The 14,714-nt window shown below is 65.5% G+C and carries 12 protein-coding genes; 3 read left to right on the top strand and 9 right to left on the bottom strand.

Going from position 1 to position 14,714, the window contains the following annotated elements:
* Positions 1-159 precede the first annotated feature (159 nt).
* Genes ntrC through dusB form a run of 3 tightly spaced genes read right to left on the bottom strand, consistent with a single transcriptional unit; the run spans position 160 to position 3,785 of the window.
* Entirely contained in the window at positions 160-1,602 is a 1,443-nt protein-coding gene (gene ntrC, locus I6F28_RS21025) for a nitrogen regulation protein NR(I) (protein ID WP_035999368.1), read from the bottom strand.
* 9 nt (positions 1,603-1,611) lie between these two features.
* A complete protein-coding gene (locus I6F28_RS21020; RefSeq protein WP_035999469.1) occupies positions 1,612-2,787 on the bottom strand; it encodes a two-component system sensor histidine kinase NtrB in 1,176 nt (391 codons plus the stop codon).
* Positions 2,784-3,785: a tRNA dihydrouridine synthase DusB gene (gene dusB, locus I6F28_RS21015; RefSeq protein WP_225140846.1), complete on the bottom strand. Its 1,002-nt coding sequence runs from the start codon at positions 3,783-3,785 to the stop codon at positions 2,784-2,786. The genes I6F28_RS21020 and dusB overlap by 4 nt, the downstream gene beginning before the upstream one ends.
* A gap of 276 nt (positions 3,786-4,061) precedes the next feature.
* On the opposite strand from dusB, the gene I6F28_RS21010 reads away from it, so the two are divergent.
* Both I6F28_RS21010 and I6F28_RS21005 read left to right on the top strand, forming a co-directional pair.
* Positions 4,062-5,243: a bifunctional 2-C-methyl-D-erythritol 4-phosphate cytidylyltransferase/2-C-methyl-D-erythritol 2,4-cyclodiphosphate synthase gene (locus I6F28_RS21010; protein ID WP_225140844.1), complete on the top strand. Its 1,182-nt coding sequence runs from the start codon at positions 4,062-4,064 to the stop codon at positions 5,241-5,243.
* A 3-nt stretch (positions 5,244-5,246) separates the two neighbouring features.
* The gene (locus I6F28_RS21005; protein ID WP_035999375.1) at positions 5,247-5,855 is read left to right on the top strand and encodes a CinA family protein; all 609 of its coding nucleotides are present in this window, start codon (positions 5,247-5,249) and stop codon (positions 5,853-5,855) included.
* Between the two features lie 6 nt (positions 5,856-5,861).
* On the opposite strand, the gene I6F28_RS21000 is transcribed toward I6F28_RS21005, so the two are convergent.
* The 3 genes from I6F28_RS21000 to lipA all read right to left on the bottom strand — a co-directional run bounded on the left by I6F28_RS21000 (position 5,862) and on the right by lipA (position 8,300).
* A complete protein-coding gene (locus I6F28_RS21000; protein WP_050996038.1) occupies positions 5,862-6,644 on the bottom strand; it encodes a mechanosensitive ion channel family protein in 783 nt (260 codons plus the stop codon).
* Between the two features lie 222 nt (positions 6,645-6,866).
* On the bottom strand, positions 6,867-7,337 hold the full coding sequence (locus I6F28_RS20995; protein WP_027542754.1) for a type II toxin-antitoxin system RatA family toxin: 471 nt from the start codon (positions 7,335-7,337) through the stop codon (positions 6,867-6,869).
* A gap of 6 nt (positions 7,338-7,343) precedes the next feature.
* On the bottom strand, positions 7,344-8,300 hold the full coding sequence (gene lipA, locus I6F28_RS20990; RefSeq protein ID WP_225140842.1) for a lipoyl synthase: 957 nt from the start codon (positions 8,298-8,300) through the stop codon (positions 7,344-7,346).
* 130 nt (positions 8,301-8,430) lie between these two features.
* Between lipA and I6F28_RS20985 the strand changes: the two genes are divergently transcribed.
* Positions 8,431-9,033: a DNA-3-methyladenine glycosylase gene (locus tag I6F28_RS20985; protein WP_036028025.1), complete on the top strand. Its 603-nt coding sequence runs from the start codon at positions 8,431-8,433 to the stop codon at positions 9,031-9,033.
* Between the two features lie 92 nt (positions 9,034-9,125).
* On the opposite strand, the gene I6F28_RS20980 is transcribed toward I6F28_RS20985, so the two are convergent.
* The 3 genes from I6F28_RS20980 to I6F28_RS20970 form a co-directional block, all read right to left on the bottom strand.
* Entirely contained in the window at positions 9,126-12,002 is a 2,877-nt protein-coding gene (locus I6F28_RS20980) for a valine--tRNA ligase (RefSeq protein WP_225140839.1), read from the bottom strand.
* Between the two features lie 151 nt (positions 12,003-12,153).
* Positions 12,154-12,912, bottom strand: a complete 759-nt coding sequence (locus tag I6F28_RS20975) for a PopZ family protein (protein ID WP_074447953.1) — start codon at positions 12,910-12,912, stop codon at positions 12,154-12,156.
* A gap of 303 nt (positions 12,913-13,215) precedes the next feature.
* Positions 13,216-14,601, bottom strand: a complete 1,386-nt coding sequence (locus tag I6F28_RS20970) for a TolC family outer membrane protein (RefSeq protein WP_035999388.1) — start codon at positions 14,599-14,601, stop codon at positions 13,216-13,218.
* Positions 14,602-14,714 lie beyond the last annotated feature (113 nt).

Here is a 14,714-nt window from a genome sequence, read left to right as displayed (position 1 = left end):
ATTTGAATGTGCGGGCGGAACATTAGAGTCCCGTCAGGACTTGTGCTCACCGCGTCAGCCACAACGGCCAGCGCGATCCGGACAGGCTCAGCTCTGCCTTGGTAGGGGGAGCTGAGCCACCGGTCCGCGCTAGCGCGTTTGGCGTTCGTCGCAAGAAAGTCAGCCCCCGCTCCGATACACCTGGATGTCGAGATCCCGGATCTTCTTCCGCAGCGTGTTGCGGTTGAGGCCGAGCAGGTCCGCGGCGCGGATCTGGTTGCCACGGGTGGCGGCGAGCGCGGCCGTGAGCAGCGGCACCTCGATCTCCTTGAGGATGCGGTGATAGAGGCCTGGCGGCGGCACGCCGTTCGGGAAGCCCTGGAAGTGCGAGGACAGATACGCCTCCACGGCGCCGCCGAGATTGTCGACCCCCTGCTGGACCGCAGCCCCCGGGCTGACCGAGGGCGGCGCGAGTTCGCCGTCGATGACGGAGGACGTGATCACGTCCTGCGGATAGAGCGCGGCGAGCCGCCGGGCGAGGTTTTCCAACTCGCGCACGTTGCCGGGCCAGCGGTGCTGCTTCAGCCGCTCCAGCGCCAGCGTGTCGAGCTTCTTCGGCGGCAGACCGTCCTTCTCGGCCAGCGTGAAGAAGTGCCGCACGAGATCCGGCAGGTCCTCGATGCGCTCGCGCAAGGGCGGCAGCCGCAGCGGGACGACGTTGAGGCGGAAGAACAGGTCTTCGCGGAACAGGCCCTGCTGGATCAGCACGCGCAGGTCCTTGTTGGACGCCGCGACGATGCGCACGTCGGTCTTGATCGGGGTACGGCCGCCGACGGTGGTGTATTCGCCCTGCTGCAGCACGCGCAGCAGGCGGGTCTGCGCCTCCATCGGCATGTCGCCGATCTCGTCGAGGAACAGCGTGCCGCCCTCGGCCTGCTCGAACCGGCCGGAGGCGCGGGTGTTGGCGCCGGTAAAGGCACCGCGCTCGTGGCCGAACAATTCGGACTCGATGAGATCGCGCGGGATCGCCGCCATGTTGACCGCGACAAAGGGGCCGTTGCGGCGCTTGCCGTAATCGTGCAGCGCTCGCGCCACCAGTTCCTTGCCGGTTCCGGACTCACCCGTGATCATCACGGTGAGATCGGTCTGCATCAGGCGCGCCAGCACGCGGTAGATTTCCTGCATCGCCGGCGAGCGGCCGACCAGCGGGATCGCCTCCATCTCGGCGTCCTCGTCCGGCGACGAGGTCCGCTCCTTCGGCTCGGCGAGCGCGCGGCCGACGATGGCGATCAGTTCCTTCAGGTCGAAGGGCTTTGGCAGATATTCGTAAGCCCCGCGCTCGGAGGCGCGGATCGCCGTCATGAAGGTGTTCTGCGCGCTCATGACGATGACGGGCAGGTTCGGCCGCATCTTCTTGATCCGCGGCAACAGGTCGAAGGCGTTTTCGTCCGGCATCACCACATCGGTGATGACGAGATCGCCCTCGCCCTGGCTGACCCAGCGCCACAGCGTTGCGGCATTGCCGGTCAGCCGCACTTCGTAACCGGCGCGGGACAGTGCCTGATTGAGAACGGTGCGGATGGCGGTATCGTCATCGGCTACGAGAATGCTACCTGCGGGCATCGTTGATCCTCATTTTGCCCCCTGTGACGCAGGCGACGACTTCCCGGCAGAGCCGTCGCGACTGCTTTGATCGGCGTGTTTGACCGATGTGGAATACATCGGCATCAGCACGCGGAAGGTGGTCTTGCGCGGCTGAGATTCGCATTCGATGATGCCCCCGTGATCGCCGACGATCTTGGCGACCAGCGCAAGGCCGAGACCCGAGCCGGTCTGCTTGGTGGTCACGAAGGGATCGAACAGGTTGGGCAGAAGATCGTCGGGCACGCCGGGTCCGTTGTCCTTCACACAGAATTCGAGCGGAAGGGATACCCGCGATTTTTGACCGGGGACTGACAGGCGCACACCGGGTCGGAACGCGGTGGTGAGCTGGATCTCGGCATCGGGCACGTCGATCAGCGCTTCGGCGGCGTTCTTCACGAGATTGAGGAACACCTGGATTAGCTGGTCCTGGTTCGCCAGCACCGGCGGCAGCGAGGGATCGTAATCCTCGACGAAGCGGATGTTGCGGGCAAAGCCCGACTGGGCCAGCCGCTTGACGTGATCGAGCACCGAATGGATGTTGACGGGGCCGCGCACCACGGGGCGCTCGTCGCCGAACACCTCCATGCGGTCGACCAGCGTCACGATGCGGTCGGCCTCGTCGCAGATCAGCCGCGTCAGCATGCGGTCCTCGGACGAGGCCTGCTGCTCGAGCAGCTGCGCTGCGCCGCGAATGCCCGAAAGCGGATTCTTGATTTCATGCGCGAGCATTGCTGCTAGCGCTATCACCGAGCGCGCTGCGCTGCGATGGGTGAGCTGCCGATCCATCTTGTCGGCGATGGTGCGCTCCTGCAGCATCACGACGATATGGCCGGGCCGCTCGGTGAGTGGAGCCACGTGCAGGTCGACCTGGCGGTCGCCGCCCATGCGCGGCGTGCCGAGATCGACCTTGTATTCGTTGACCGGCGCGTTCGAGGAGCGCACTTGGTCGATCAGCGCCAGCAACGGGCTGCCGAACGGCACCAGCTCCTTTAGCGACTGCCGCTTCAGGAATTGCGTGGAGATCTCGAAGAAGGCCTCGGTGGCGATGTTGGCGGCGACGATCTTGCCGTCGGGCCCGATCATGAGCACGGGGTTGGGCAAAGCATCCAGGATCGCGTCGCTGTCGGACTGAAGCGGCCGACGATGTTCAGCGGCTGAACTCATGCAGCAGCGCTCCATGCGAAGTCGTCGAAGGCGTCTTGCAGTGCATCGTGAACGAGGCGCGGATCCTCCGAGACCAGGATCTTCTGCCGCCAGGATTTCAGCTTCTCGGCCGGCGCACGGCTCGCCTGCGCTGCGACGTCGAGCGCCCAGCCCAGATGCTTGCGGGCGTGCCTCAGTCCGATGCGCAGGCCATAGAGCGCACAAACGCCGTCATAGAGCGTGCGGACATAATGCAGCTGCGTCTGGAGCGAGGGCACGGCTTCCTCGGCCCCGCCGTTCAGACGCCGGCCGATCTGGCCCGGCAGCCAGGGCTGGCCCTGCGCGCCGCGGCCGATCATCACGGCGTCGGCGCCCGAGGCGTCCAATGCCGCCAGCGCCTTCTCGTAGGAGGTGATGTCGCCGTTGACGACGAGCGGAAGGGAGGTGGCCTCGCGCACGGCGCGGATCGCATCCCAATCGGCCTCGCCCTTGTAGAACTGACAGCGGGTGCGGCCGTGCACGGTGACAAGCTTGATTCCGGCGGCCTCCGCGCGCCGCGCCAGCTCCGGCGCGTTGCGGCTGCGATCGTCCCAGCCGAGGCGCATCTTCAGCGTCACCGGCACCTTCACCGCCGCGATCGTCGCTTCGATCAGGCTGACGGCATGGTCGAGGTCGCGCATCAAGGCCGAGCCGGACTGGCCGCCGGTGACGTGTCGGGCGGGACAGCCCATGTTGATGTCGATGATATCGGCGCCTTCCGCTTCGGCGATCCGGGCGCCTTCGGCCATCCAATGCGTCTCGCAGCCGGCGAGCTGGACCACATGCGGGCCGATGCCGGTGGCTTCGCAGCGCAACCGGGACATCCGGTGGCCATTGGCGAGCTCATCGCTCGCGGTCATTTCGGACACGACGAGACCAGCCCCAAGCCCGGCGGCCAGCCGGCGGACGGGCGAGTCAGTCACACCCGACATCGGCGCCAGGAAGACCGGGGTGGCGACTTCAATATCGCCTATTTTCAACGGCTTAGAGCCTGATACTGCCGAGCCGGTCACAGGGGTCCCGTTGACTGGGCAGGGCCTCATCGCGCCTGCCATGATCTATCTTGCGCACAATTCTTGTGCAGTCAAGCGTCATGCCTACAGTTTAGACAGTTCTGTAGATCTTTCAAGTGCAGTGCAGCAAAATGCTGTTTCCCACAATCCGGGGAAACCCCCTTTTTTTGCGGGCCTGCCGTGCTAGAGGCATGCCGGCAAATCACCCCTGCTCTTTCATTAGCAATTGAGTATTTGAGTCCTATGGCGAAATCACAGCGCACCGCGGTCGTCCTCGTCGCAGCCGGGCGTGGACTGCGCGCCGGCGCCGGCGGGCCGAAGCAATATCGCGAGATCGGCGGCGTGCCCGTGATCCGCCGCGCCATGGAAGCCTTCAGCGGTCACACTGAGGTGTTCGCGGTGCAGCCGGTGGTGAACCCCGACGACAGCGCCATGTTCACCGCAGCGGTCGCAGGGCTCAGGCACGAGCCACCGACCAATGGCGGCGCGACGCGGCAGGCTTCGGTGCTCGCCGGCCTCGAAGCGCTGGCCAAGCACAATCCGGACATCGTGCTGATCCACGACGCCGCGCGCCCCTTCGTCTCGGAAGGCGTGATCTCGCGCGCGATCGAGGCGGCGAGCCGCACCGGCGCTGCGATCCCCACCGTTGCCGTCACCGACACCATCAAGGTCACCGGCGAAAGCGGCAACGTCGAGGCCACGCCGGAGCGCGCTTCCTTGCGGATCGCACAGACGCCGCAATCCTTTCGTTTCGACGTCATCCTCGAGGCGCATCGTCGTGCGGCAAGGGATGGACGCTCGGATTTCACCGACGATGCCGCGATTGCCGAATGGGCGGGATTGACGGTTGCAACCTTTGAAGGCGATGTTGCCAACATGAAGCTCACAACTCCCGAGGATTTCGTGCGCGAGGAAGCGCGCCTGGCCGCCCAGCTCGGCGACATCAGGATCGGCACCGGCTACGACGTGCACGCCTTCGGCGAAGGCGACCATGTCATGATCTGCGGCGTGCGCGTGCCGCACACCAAGGGTTTCCTGGCTCATTCCGACGGCGATGTCGGCCTGCATGCGCTGGTCGACGCCATTCTCGGCGCTCTCGCCGACGGCGACATCGGCTCGCACTTCCCGCCGAGCGATGCGAAGTGGAAGGGCGCCTCCTCCGACCAGTTCCTGAAATATGCCATCGAGCGCGTCGCAGCGCGCGGCGGCCGCGTCGCCAACCTCGAGGTGACGCTGATCTGCGAGCGGCCGAAGATCGGCCCGTTGCGCGACACCATGCGGGCGCGCATCGCCGAGATCTCCGGCGTCGACATCTCGCGCATCGCAGTGAAGGCGACCACCAGCGAGCGGCTCGGCTTCACCGGTCGCGAGGAAGGCATCGCGGCGACCGCGAGCGCCACCATCCGCCTTCCCTGGGGCGTCTAGGCCATGGGCGGCAGCGACGCACGCGCCCTCTCCCGCTCGCTGCTCGATCTGTGCCGGATGCGCAAGCTGACGATCGCAACGGCCGAATCCTGCACCGGCGGTCTCGTCGCGGGCGCACTGACTGACATCCCGGGCTCGTCCGATGTCATCGACCGCGGCTTCGTCACCTATTCCAACGAGGCCAAGCGCGCGATGCTTGGCGTCGAGGCGAGCACGTTGGCCAATTTCGGCGCCGTAAGCAAGGAGACCGCGACCGCAATGGCAATCGGTGCGCTTGAGCGCGCCGATGTCGATCTCGCGGTCGCCATCACCGGCATCGCCGGCCCGGGCGGCGCCACGCCCGGCAAGCCGGTCGGTCTCGTGCACTTCGCCGCCGCCGCCCGCGACGGCCGCATCATCCACCGCGAGCACCGCTTCGGCGCCATCGGCCGCAGCGCGGTGCGCGCCCGCTCCGTGGTCGAGGCGCTGCGCATGCTGATGGATCTGGCCCGCGGCCCGCAAGTCGCGGCCAAGCCGCAGCGCACCGCCGCCAGCCGCCTGCGCCCGCGTGTGACGCGCTCACCGCGCCGGCATGTGGTGAAACGCAGGCCGCCACGTCCGCCGCGGGGATAGAACGCCTCAGGCGGCCGTGGCAAGCAGCGCGCTCGCATGATCGAGCACGCACTGCTTGACCGCGCCAGCTTCAGACGGTTTCGCCTTGGCGCTAACCGTCAATTCCAGGATCGGCGCGGCGGGATTGGCGACATCGAGGACCTTGCTGACGGAGACGGCAGGTTGCGCCTGATCGTCGATGCGGGAATCCTTGCGAAGCTCCTTCAGGATGCGATCGGCCAGCGCCGGAACGGCGCCGGCGGGGACCGGAAACGTCACCTTGATCTCGCCCGTGCCAGGATAGGCGCTGTGGTTGATGATGGCCGCGCCCCAGACCTGTCCGTTCGGCAACAGGATCTGCGTGTTGTCGGGCGCGACCAGCTCGGTCATGAACAGCGACAGCGACCTCACCTTGCCCGCCTTGCCGGCGACCTCGACATCGTCGCCGATGTGAAATGGCCGGAACAAGAGCAGCATCACGCCGGCGGCGAGATTGGACAGCGTGCCCTGCAAGGCAAGACCAATGGCGAGCGAGGTCGCGCCCAGCACGGCAACGAGGCTCGCCGTCTGGATGCCGAACAGCTGCAGCACGGCGATGCCGACGACCGCGAGCACGCCATAGCGCGCAAGGCTGCCTACGAACAGCGTCACCAGCGGGTCGACGCGGTGCGTCACGCTGAGGACGCGCGTGACGAAGCGTTGCATCGCGCCGGACAGATACCAGCCGACCGCGAGCAGCAGGACCGCGTAGATCGCGTTCAGGCCATACAGGACAAGCGAAGCTTTCAGCGTGTCGAAATTGATGGTCATGACGGCTCCAACCCGGTCAGTCGGTTGAGAACGCGCCGCGATGCGAAATGATCCCGGTGGATGCTGATGGGGAACACGGAGCGATGTTGGATTGGGAGGGCACGCCCGCCGCTCCATTGTCATTGCGAGCGCAGCGAAGCAATCTAGAATCCCTCCGCGGAGACACCCTGGATTGCTTCGCTGCGCTCGCAATGACGGTGGAGAGAGCAGTGCTGATCGCGACTACGTCGACGCCAGCTTCGGCCGGCCGTAGATCGCGTCCGCCCGTTTCTCGAACGCCGTCGAGAACCGCGCGAAGGCGGCATCGAACATCGAGCCCATCAGCATCGCCAGCATGCGGCTCTTGAATTCGTAGGCGAGGAAGAAGCCGACGTCGCAGACGCCCTCGCCCTTGGGCTCGAACGTCCAACGGTTTTCCAGATTCCTGAACGGACCTTGCAGATATTCGACCAGGATCTTCAGATTGGCGCGGTCGAGCGTCACGCGGCTGGTGAAGGATTCCTTGACCAGCTTGAACGACACCGTCATGTCGGCGACCAGCACCTCGGTGCCGTCGGGTTTCGCCATGCGCTGGCGCACCTTCAGCGCGCTGCACAGCGGCACGAATTCCGGGTAGCGCTCGACATCGGCGACCAGATCAAACATCTCGGACGCGCTGTGGTTGACACGGTGCTTGCTCGAAACTCGATGCATGGTACGTCAGCGGGCGTGAGCTGCCCGCGCAGCCTTCAGTCTCGCGAAATCCTCGCCGGCATGATGCGACGAGCGGGTGAGCGGGCTTGCCGACACCATCAGGAAGCCCTTGGTGTAGGCGATCTTTTCGAAGGACGAGAACTCGTCCGGCGGCACGTAGCGCATCACCGCGTGATGCTTGCGGGTCGGTTGCAGATATTGTCCGATGGTCAGGAAGTCGACGTCGGCCGAGCGTAGATCGTCCATCACCTGCTGCACCTCGTGGCGCTCTTCGCCGAGGCCGACCATGATGCCGGACTTGGTGAAGATGGTGGGATCGAGCTCCTTGACCCGCTGCAGCAGCCGGATCGAATGGAAGTAGCGCGCGCCGGGCCGGACCGTGAGATAACGCGACGGCACCGTCTCGAGATTGTGGTTGAAGACATCGGGCTTCGCCGCCACGACGATGTCGAGCGCCCCCTCCTTGCGCAGGAAGTCCGGCGTCAGGATCTCGATCGTGGTCGAGGGACACGCGGCCCTGATCGCGCGGATAGTCCGAGCGAAATGCTCGGCACCGCCGTCAGTGAGGTCGTCGCGGTCGACCGAGGTGATGACGACGTGGGCCAGGCCGAGCTTGGCCACGGCCTCGGCAACGTGCTGCGGCTCGGCCGCGTCCAGTGCATTGGGCAGGCCGGTCTTGACGTTGCAGAAGGCGCAGGCCCGGGTGCAGGTGTCACCCATGATCATAAAGGTCGCGTGCTTCTTGTCCCAGCACTCGCCGATGTTCGGGCAGCCCGCTTCCTCGCACACCGTATGCAGGCCGTTGGCGCGCACGATGTTGCGGGTATCGGCATAGCCGCGGGTGTTCGGCGCGCGCACGCGGATCCAGTCCGGCTTCGGCGGCGAAGCGGAATCGGGCCGATTCACCTTTTCGGGGTGGCGCGGGCGCAGCGGGTTCGAGATGGTATCGACAATAACGACCATGGGGTGTCCGGTCTGTTCAGGTCCTACCTAGTCGGTCTGGCCTGGCATCGCAACCCGGCTCGCCCCGCTTCAGGGAACATGGCAGATATGGGCAATATCTTGCTCTGTTCTCAGGCGATTCTCACCTCGAATGGCTCCAATCTCGAACGCTTCACCACCGCGGCTCGGCAAGCCCCTGAAGCGCGCCTTCTTCGGACGCAGCGTCCATGAGGTCGCGCCCGACCTGATCGGCGCCACCATGCTCGTCGACGGCGTCGGCGGGATCATCGTCGAGGTCGAGGCCTATCACCATACCGACCCGGCGGCGCACTCCTATCGCGGGCCGACGCAGCGGAACCAGGTCATGTTTGGCCCACCTGGCTTTGCCTATGTCTACCGCTCCTACGGCATTCATTGGTGCGTCAACTTCGTCTGCGAGGAGGAAGGCTCGGCCAGCGCCGTGTTGATCCGTGCGCTGGAGCCGACGCATGGCCTGGCTGCGATGCGCCGACGCCGGCATCTGCAGGAGGTGCGTGCGCTGTGCTCGGGCCCTGGCAAGCTGACCGAGGCGCTCGGCATCACCATCGCGCACAACGCCCTGCCGCTGGACCGGCCTCCCATCGCGCTGCATGCGCGAACCGAGGATGTCGAGGTCGCAACCGGCATCCGCATCGGCATCACCAAGGCGGTCGAGCTGCCCTGGCGCTACGGCGTCAGGGGCTCGAAGTTTTTGAGCAAGCCGTTTCCGAAATAAGCCTAAAGCGCGATGAATCATCATCGCGCTTTAGGTTATTGTTTGAGCATGATCTTTCCGGAAAACCGCTGCACACTTTTCCGGATCATGCTCTAAGACGCCTGCTTCAGCCGCTCCATCGCCTCGAGCAGCTTGGCCTTGCGCGCCAGCGCCGCCTCGCGCTTTTCGCGCTCCTCCTCGACGACCTCCTCGGCCGCGTTGGCGACGAACTTCTCGTTCGCCAGCTTCGACTCGGCGCGCTTGATGTCGGCCTCGGCCTTGGCGATCTCCTTGTCGAGACGCGTGCGCTCTGCGGCAACGTCGATCACGCCCTTGAGCGGCAGCGCGGCGACCTCGCCGCGCACCAGCAGTTGGACAGCGCCGTCAGGCGCGCGGTCGGCGAACGAGATGTCCGACAGCCGCGCCATACGCTTGATGACATCGGTCCAGCGCGGCGCGCGCTCCTTGGTTTCGGCCGAAGCGCCTGCGAGCACCAGCGCCGTCAGCGTTGCCGGCGCGATATTCATCTCGGCTCGCACCGAGCGGATCTGCGTGACGAGGTCGATGACCCAGCCGATCTCGGCTTCGGCAGCCGGATCGGTGAAGTCGGCATGATCGAAGATCGGCAGCACCCAGGCCGGCGAGACGAGCGCATCGGTCGGTCCCGTGGTCGCCGCAAGCATCGCGAGCTGCTCCGGCGTCGGCTCGACCGGCTTCAGCGGCCACGGCGCCAATGCGAGCAGGCCGTCGCGTTTTGCCGTCACCTCCCACAGCTCTTCGGTGATGAAGGGCATGAAGGGATGCAGCAGCTTCAGGATCTCGTCGCGCGCCCAGGCGACCATGGCGCGGGTCTCGTCCTTGGCGGGGCCGTCCGGACCGAGCAGCACGGGCTTGGCGAGCTCGACATACCAGTCGCAGTAGACGTTCCAGACGAAGCGATAGATGCTGCCGGCTGCATCGTTGAAGCGATAAGCTTCGATCGCCTCGGTCACCTCGCGCGTGGTGTGGGCGGTCTCATGCGCGATCCACCGGTTCAGCGTCTCCTTTGCCTTCGCCGGCTCGAAACCATCAGGCACGGCGCAGTGGTTCATCTCCGCGAACCGGCACGCGTTCCAGAGCTTGGTCGCGAAATTGCGGTAGCCTTCGACGCGGCTGGTGGCGAGCTTGATGTCGCGCCCCTGCGCCGCCATCGCGGCCAGGGTGAAGCGCAGCGCGTCGGCGCCGTATTCGTCGATCAGGTGGAGGGGATCGATGACGTTGCCCTTCGACTTCGACATCTTGGCGCCCTTCTCGTCGCGGACGAGGGCGTGGATGTAGATGGTCGAGAACGGTACTTCCTTCATGAAGTGCAGGCCCATCATCATCATGCGGGCGACCCAGAAGAAGATGATGTCGAAGCCGGTCACCAGCGCATTGGTCGGATAATAGCGCTGCACCTCGGGCGTCTCGTCGGGCCAGCCGAGCGTCGAGAACGGCCACAGCGCCGAGGAGAACCAGGTGTCGAGCACGTCCTCATCGCGCGTGATGAAGCCTTCCCGCTTGTTGCGGTCGAGCGCCATCTCGCGGCCCTGCTCGGGCGTAATGACCTCCTGCTCGACGTAATAGCCGAGCGCGTGGCTGATGGCCTCCTCCTCGGTCTCGGCGACGAACACCTTGCCGTCAGGGCCGTACCAGGCCGGGATCTGATGGCCCCACCAGAGCTGACGCGAGATGCACCAGGGCTGGATGTTCTCCATCCACTCGTAATAGGTCTTTTCCCAGTTCTTCGGCACGAACGTCGTTTCGCCCGAACGCACCGCCGCGATCGCAGGTCTCGCCAGCGTCTTGGCGTCGACGTACCACTGGTCGGTCAGGTAGGGCTCGATCACGCTGTTGGAACGATCGCCGTGCGGCACCATGTGGGTGTGCGGCTCGATCCGTTCGACGAAGCCGAACGATTCCAGCCGCTCGACGATGCGCTTGCGCGCAGCGAAGCGGTCGACCTTGTGGAATTCCTCGGCGAATTGCGCAGCGCCTTCGGGCAGGTCGCGCAGATAATCCTCGTTGTCGAGGAGATCGAGACAGCCTTCCCTGTCGAGCACGCTGATCCGGCGCAGCCCGTGGCGATTGCCGACCTCGAAATCGTTGAAGTCGTGCGCCGGCGTCACCTTCACAGCGCCCGATCCCTTCTCGGGATCGGAATACTCGTCGGCGACGATTTTGATCTTGCGGCCGACCAGCGGCAGGACGACATTCTTGCCGATCAGCTTCTGGTAGCGATCGTCCTCCGGATGGACGGCCACGCCGGTATCGCCGAGCATGGTCTCGGGGCGCGTGGTGGCGACCACGATGAAGCTCGAGGGATCCTCGGGGTTGAACGTCTTGCCCTCGATCGGATAGCGCAGATACCAGAGGTGGCCCTTCACTTCCGTCTGCTGCACTTCGAGATCGGAGATCGCGGTGAGCAGCTTGGTGTCCCAGTTCACCAGCCGCTTGTCCTTGTAGATCAGGCCCTCACGGTGCAGCTCGACGAAGACCTTGACGACGGCCTTCGATAGGCCCTCGTCCATGGTGAAGCGCTCGCGCGACCAGTCGCAGGACGCACCGAGGCGCTTGAGCTGGTTGATGATGGTGTCGCCACTCTCGGCCTTCCACTGCCAGACCCGCTCCAGAAACTTCTCGCGGCCCATCTCGCGGCGACCGGGCTGCTGGCGCTCCATCAGCTGCCGCTCGACCACCATCTGGGTGGCGATGCCGGCATGGTCGGTGCCGGGCTGCCACAGCACGTCGCGGCCCCGCATGCGCTCGAACCGGCAAAGGATGTCCTGCAGCGTGTTGTTGAGGGCGTGACCCATGTGCAGCGAGCCCGTCACGTTCGGCGGCGGGATCACGATGGTGAAGGGCACGGCATCACGGCGGTCGGGCCGGCCAGCCTTGAACGCAAGGCTGTCCTCCCACACCACGGACATGCGGGTTTCGATATCGGCGGGCTGGTAATTTTTCTCGATCATGGGGCTGCTAGAAAGCCGCGCGAGGGGGCCAAGTCAACGAAAAGTCAACGAAAACGTCAGGGAAAACGAGGCGGCAACAGCGCTTTCCAGCCCGGTCCGAGGCCCGAATATGACGCCCAAGCCGGGCTTTATGAGGGCCCTTCGGCCGCCCTCAGCGGCCGCCGCGCGAGACCCGCTCGATTTCGGCCTTCACGATGCGTTCAACGAGGCCGGGCAGGTTGTCGTCGAGCCAGGACTTCAGCATCGGCCGCAGCATCTCCTTGACCAGGTCCTCCAGCGTCCGCGCATTGCTGCTGAGCACCGTATGGGCCAGGGAGTTGAAGGCGGATTCGACCGCGGAGACCGTCGATTGCGCGAGGATCGGCTGCTGCGGGGGCAGCGGCGGCGCGTCGAAGTCCACCGGCGCGTAGGACGGCGGCGGGGCGGGACGCGGCGGCTCGGCGAATTCGAGATCGTCGCGTGGCTCGACCTTGCGGAAGGTCGGCGGCGGCGGAGGCGGCGTCGGGTCCATCGCCATGTCGTCGGTCAGTTCGAGCACGTCGGGCTCGGGCTCTGGCTCGGGCGCGCGGACCTCCGGCGTAGGTGTGGCCGCATCGAGACCCGCCAGCAACGCGTCGATATCGTCCTGGCTGTTGGATGCGTCCGCCGCGGGCGCCGGCGCAGGTGGCGGCGCCGGCTTTGCAGCCGGCGGCGGTGCCGGCTTCTCGGCGGCGGGTTTAGGCGGAGCGACCTTGGATGGCGGAATGTCGTTCATCGCCTGCGGCTTCGGCGGCGCAGCGGGCGCAGCAGCCTTCTCGGGCTTGGCGGCCTCAGCCGGCGGGGGCTTTGCCTCGTCGTCGGCAATGATGCGCCGGATCGAGGCCAGAATCTCCTCCATCGAGGGTTCTGTGACCTTTGCAGGCTGCGTCATCTCCGACTCCACATCATCAACGCCCTCGCATGCGTTGTTTTACACCAAGCACGGCAGGATTGGCCGGTTCCGCGACGATGGGTCCGCCATTTTCGTCGCCGCAGCCCGACTTGTCCCCAGATCACGGCTCCACGCGCAGCGGTGCGCCCCTGCCCCCGGCGTCGAAGCGTTACGCACACGACATCAACGCGGGCGAATCGACCCGCATCATCTTGGCAAGGCTATGTCAGGGATTTTGACGATTGCAAGCAAAGCACCGGTCGACCTCGGCTATTGGCGAGATCGACCGGATGATTACGGGAATCAGCGGCCGTCAGGCGTGCGCACACCCGCCCAGCTGTCCCGCACCTGATGATAGTGAACGCTGGGGTCGTAGGTCGTAGTCGCAAGGCCGAGGACCTGCGGCGATAGACGCCCGACCGCCGCGAGGACATTATACGATGCGACCACGCGATCGTGCTGCGCGGTCACCAACGCAACGCGCGCGTTCACCAGCGCCTGCTGCGCATTGAGCACGTCCAGCGTGGTGCGCTGGCCGGCCTTGGCCTCCTCGCGGACGCCGTTCAGGGCGATCTCGGACGCCGTCACCTGCGCCTGAGCCGACTGCACCTGCGCCTTGGTGGCCTGCAGCGAGCCCCACCATTGCACAATGGTCGCGCGGGTCTGGTCGCGAGTCGTTTCGAGGTTGAGCCGCTGCTGCGCCAGGTTCTCCTTGGACTGGCGGATCAGCGAATATTCACCACCGCCATTATAGATCGGCACGGTGAGCTGCGCGATCGCCGATGCGGTGTACGAACGCATCTGAATCAAGGATTGTTCGTCGGCCCGCTGGGCCGTTGCCTGAACCGAAAGTGTCGGCAGCAACGCTCCTTCATTGATCTTGACCTGCAGATAATTGACGTCGATGCCGTACATGGCGGCCGTCACGTTGGGGTGCTCGATCAGGCCGAGCTCGATGGCGGAAGCCAGCGTCTGAGGCAGAAACCGATCGACAGGCGAGCCGGGCGCAAGATTCGTGGGCTCGTTGCCGATGATGCGACGGTAGTTCGCGCGGGTCGTCGTCAGATTCGCTTCAGCGGTGAGCGCCTGGGTCCTCCCGGCCGCCAGTTGCGCTTCCGATTGGGCGACGTCGGTCCGGGTCACTTCGCCGACATTGAAGCGGTCGCGGGTCTGCTTCAGTGTCTGCTCGAGGACGCGCACGTTGCTGCGCTGGACTTCGAGCGTGGCGGCATCCCGCAGATAGTCCATGTAGGTCGTCGCGGCGCTCAGCAGTACGCTCTGATCCATACCGCGCAGCGCTTCACGCGTACCGGACACCTGGCTCTCCGCCGCGCGGGTCCGGTTGGCGGTCTGGTTGCCATTGTAGAGCGTCTGTGTCGCCGTCACGCCAATGCTGCGAGGCACCCTCGTTCCGTAGACTGAGTTGGTCCCCGGGGCACTCTGCAAATCTTGATATGAATAGCCACCGGTCGCTGTCAGATTGACCCTCGGGCGATAGCCCGACAAGGCCTGAGGCACGCCCTCGTCAGTCGAGCGCACCTGGGCACGCTGTGCGTTGAGCTGCGGGTTGTTCTGATAGGCGCGCACCAGCGCGCCCTCGATCGTATCCGCCAAGGCAGGTGTCGGCCCGGCAAGCGCCAGCAGCAGGACCGAAACCGCAGCTCCGGTGAAGAGCTTCACCCCATGCATCCGTGAAATTCCGTTCGTTCTAGCGCCCTGCTCGTGCCCGCGAGCCGGGGTACCGTACCAATGGAGTCGTTGCCCCGCCGCAACATAGGACGCGGTCAAGCGCGACGGAACTA

The sequence above is a fragment of the Bradyrhizobium sp. NBAIM14 genome (genome assembly GCF_020193895.1).
Classification (GTDB): Bacteria; Pseudomonadota; Alphaproteobacteria; order Rhizobiales; family Xanthobacteraceae; genus Bradyrhizobium; species Bradyrhizobium yuanmingense.
Note: the sequence above shows the minus strand (reverse complement) of the source record. Positions and strands in the feature narration are given on the sequence as shown.

What these genes read in the sequence shown, in the direction of transcription:
- I6F28_RS20980 (WP_225140839.1), bottom strand. Translation starts at nt 12,002, where the DNA reads ATGATCGAGAAAAATTACCAGCCCGCCGATATCGAAACCCGCATGTCC.
- I6F28_RS20970 (WP_035999388.1), bottom strand. Translation starts at nt 14,601, where the DNA reads ATGCATGGGGTGAAGCTCTTCACCGGAGCTGCGGTTTCGGTCCTGCTG.
- lipA (WP_225140842.1), bottom strand. Translation starts at nt 8,300, where the DNA reads ATGGTCGTTATTGTCGATACCATCTCGAACCCGCTGCGCCCGCGCCAC.
- I6F28_RS20995 (WP_027542754.1), bottom strand. Translation starts at nt 7,337, where the DNA reads ATGCATCGAGTTTCGAGCAAGCACCGTGTCAACCACAGCGCGTCCGAG.
- I6F28_RS20975 (WP_074447953.1), bottom strand. Translation starts at nt 12,912, where the DNA reads ATGACGCAGCCTGCAAAGGTCACAGAACCCTCGATGGAGGAGATTCTG.
- ntrC (WP_035999368.1), bottom strand. Translation starts at nt 1,602, where the DNA reads ATGCCCGCAGGTAGCATTCTCGTAGCCGATGACGATACCGCCATCCGC.
- I6F28_RS21020 (WP_035999469.1), bottom strand. Translation starts at nt 2,787, where the DNA reads ATGAGTTCAGCCGCTGAACATCGTCGGCCGCTTCAGTCCGACAGCGAC.
- I6F28_RS20985 (WP_036028025.1), top strand. Translation starts at nt 8,431, where the DNA reads ATGGCTCCAATCTCGAACGCTTCACCACCGCGGCTCGGCAAGCCCCTG.
- I6F28_RS21005 (WP_035999375.1), top strand. Translation starts at nt 5,247, where the DNA reads ATGGGCGGCAGCGACGCACGCGCCCTCTCCCGCTCGCTGCTCGATCTG.
- I6F28_RS21010 (WP_225140844.1), top strand. Translation starts at nt 4,062, where the DNA reads ATGGCGAAATCACAGCGCACCGCGGTCGTCCTCGTCGCAGCCGGGCGT.
- I6F28_RS21000 (WP_050996038.1), bottom strand. Translation starts at nt 6,644, where the DNA reads ATGACCATCAATTTCGACACGCTGAAAGCTTCGCTTGTCCTGTATGGC.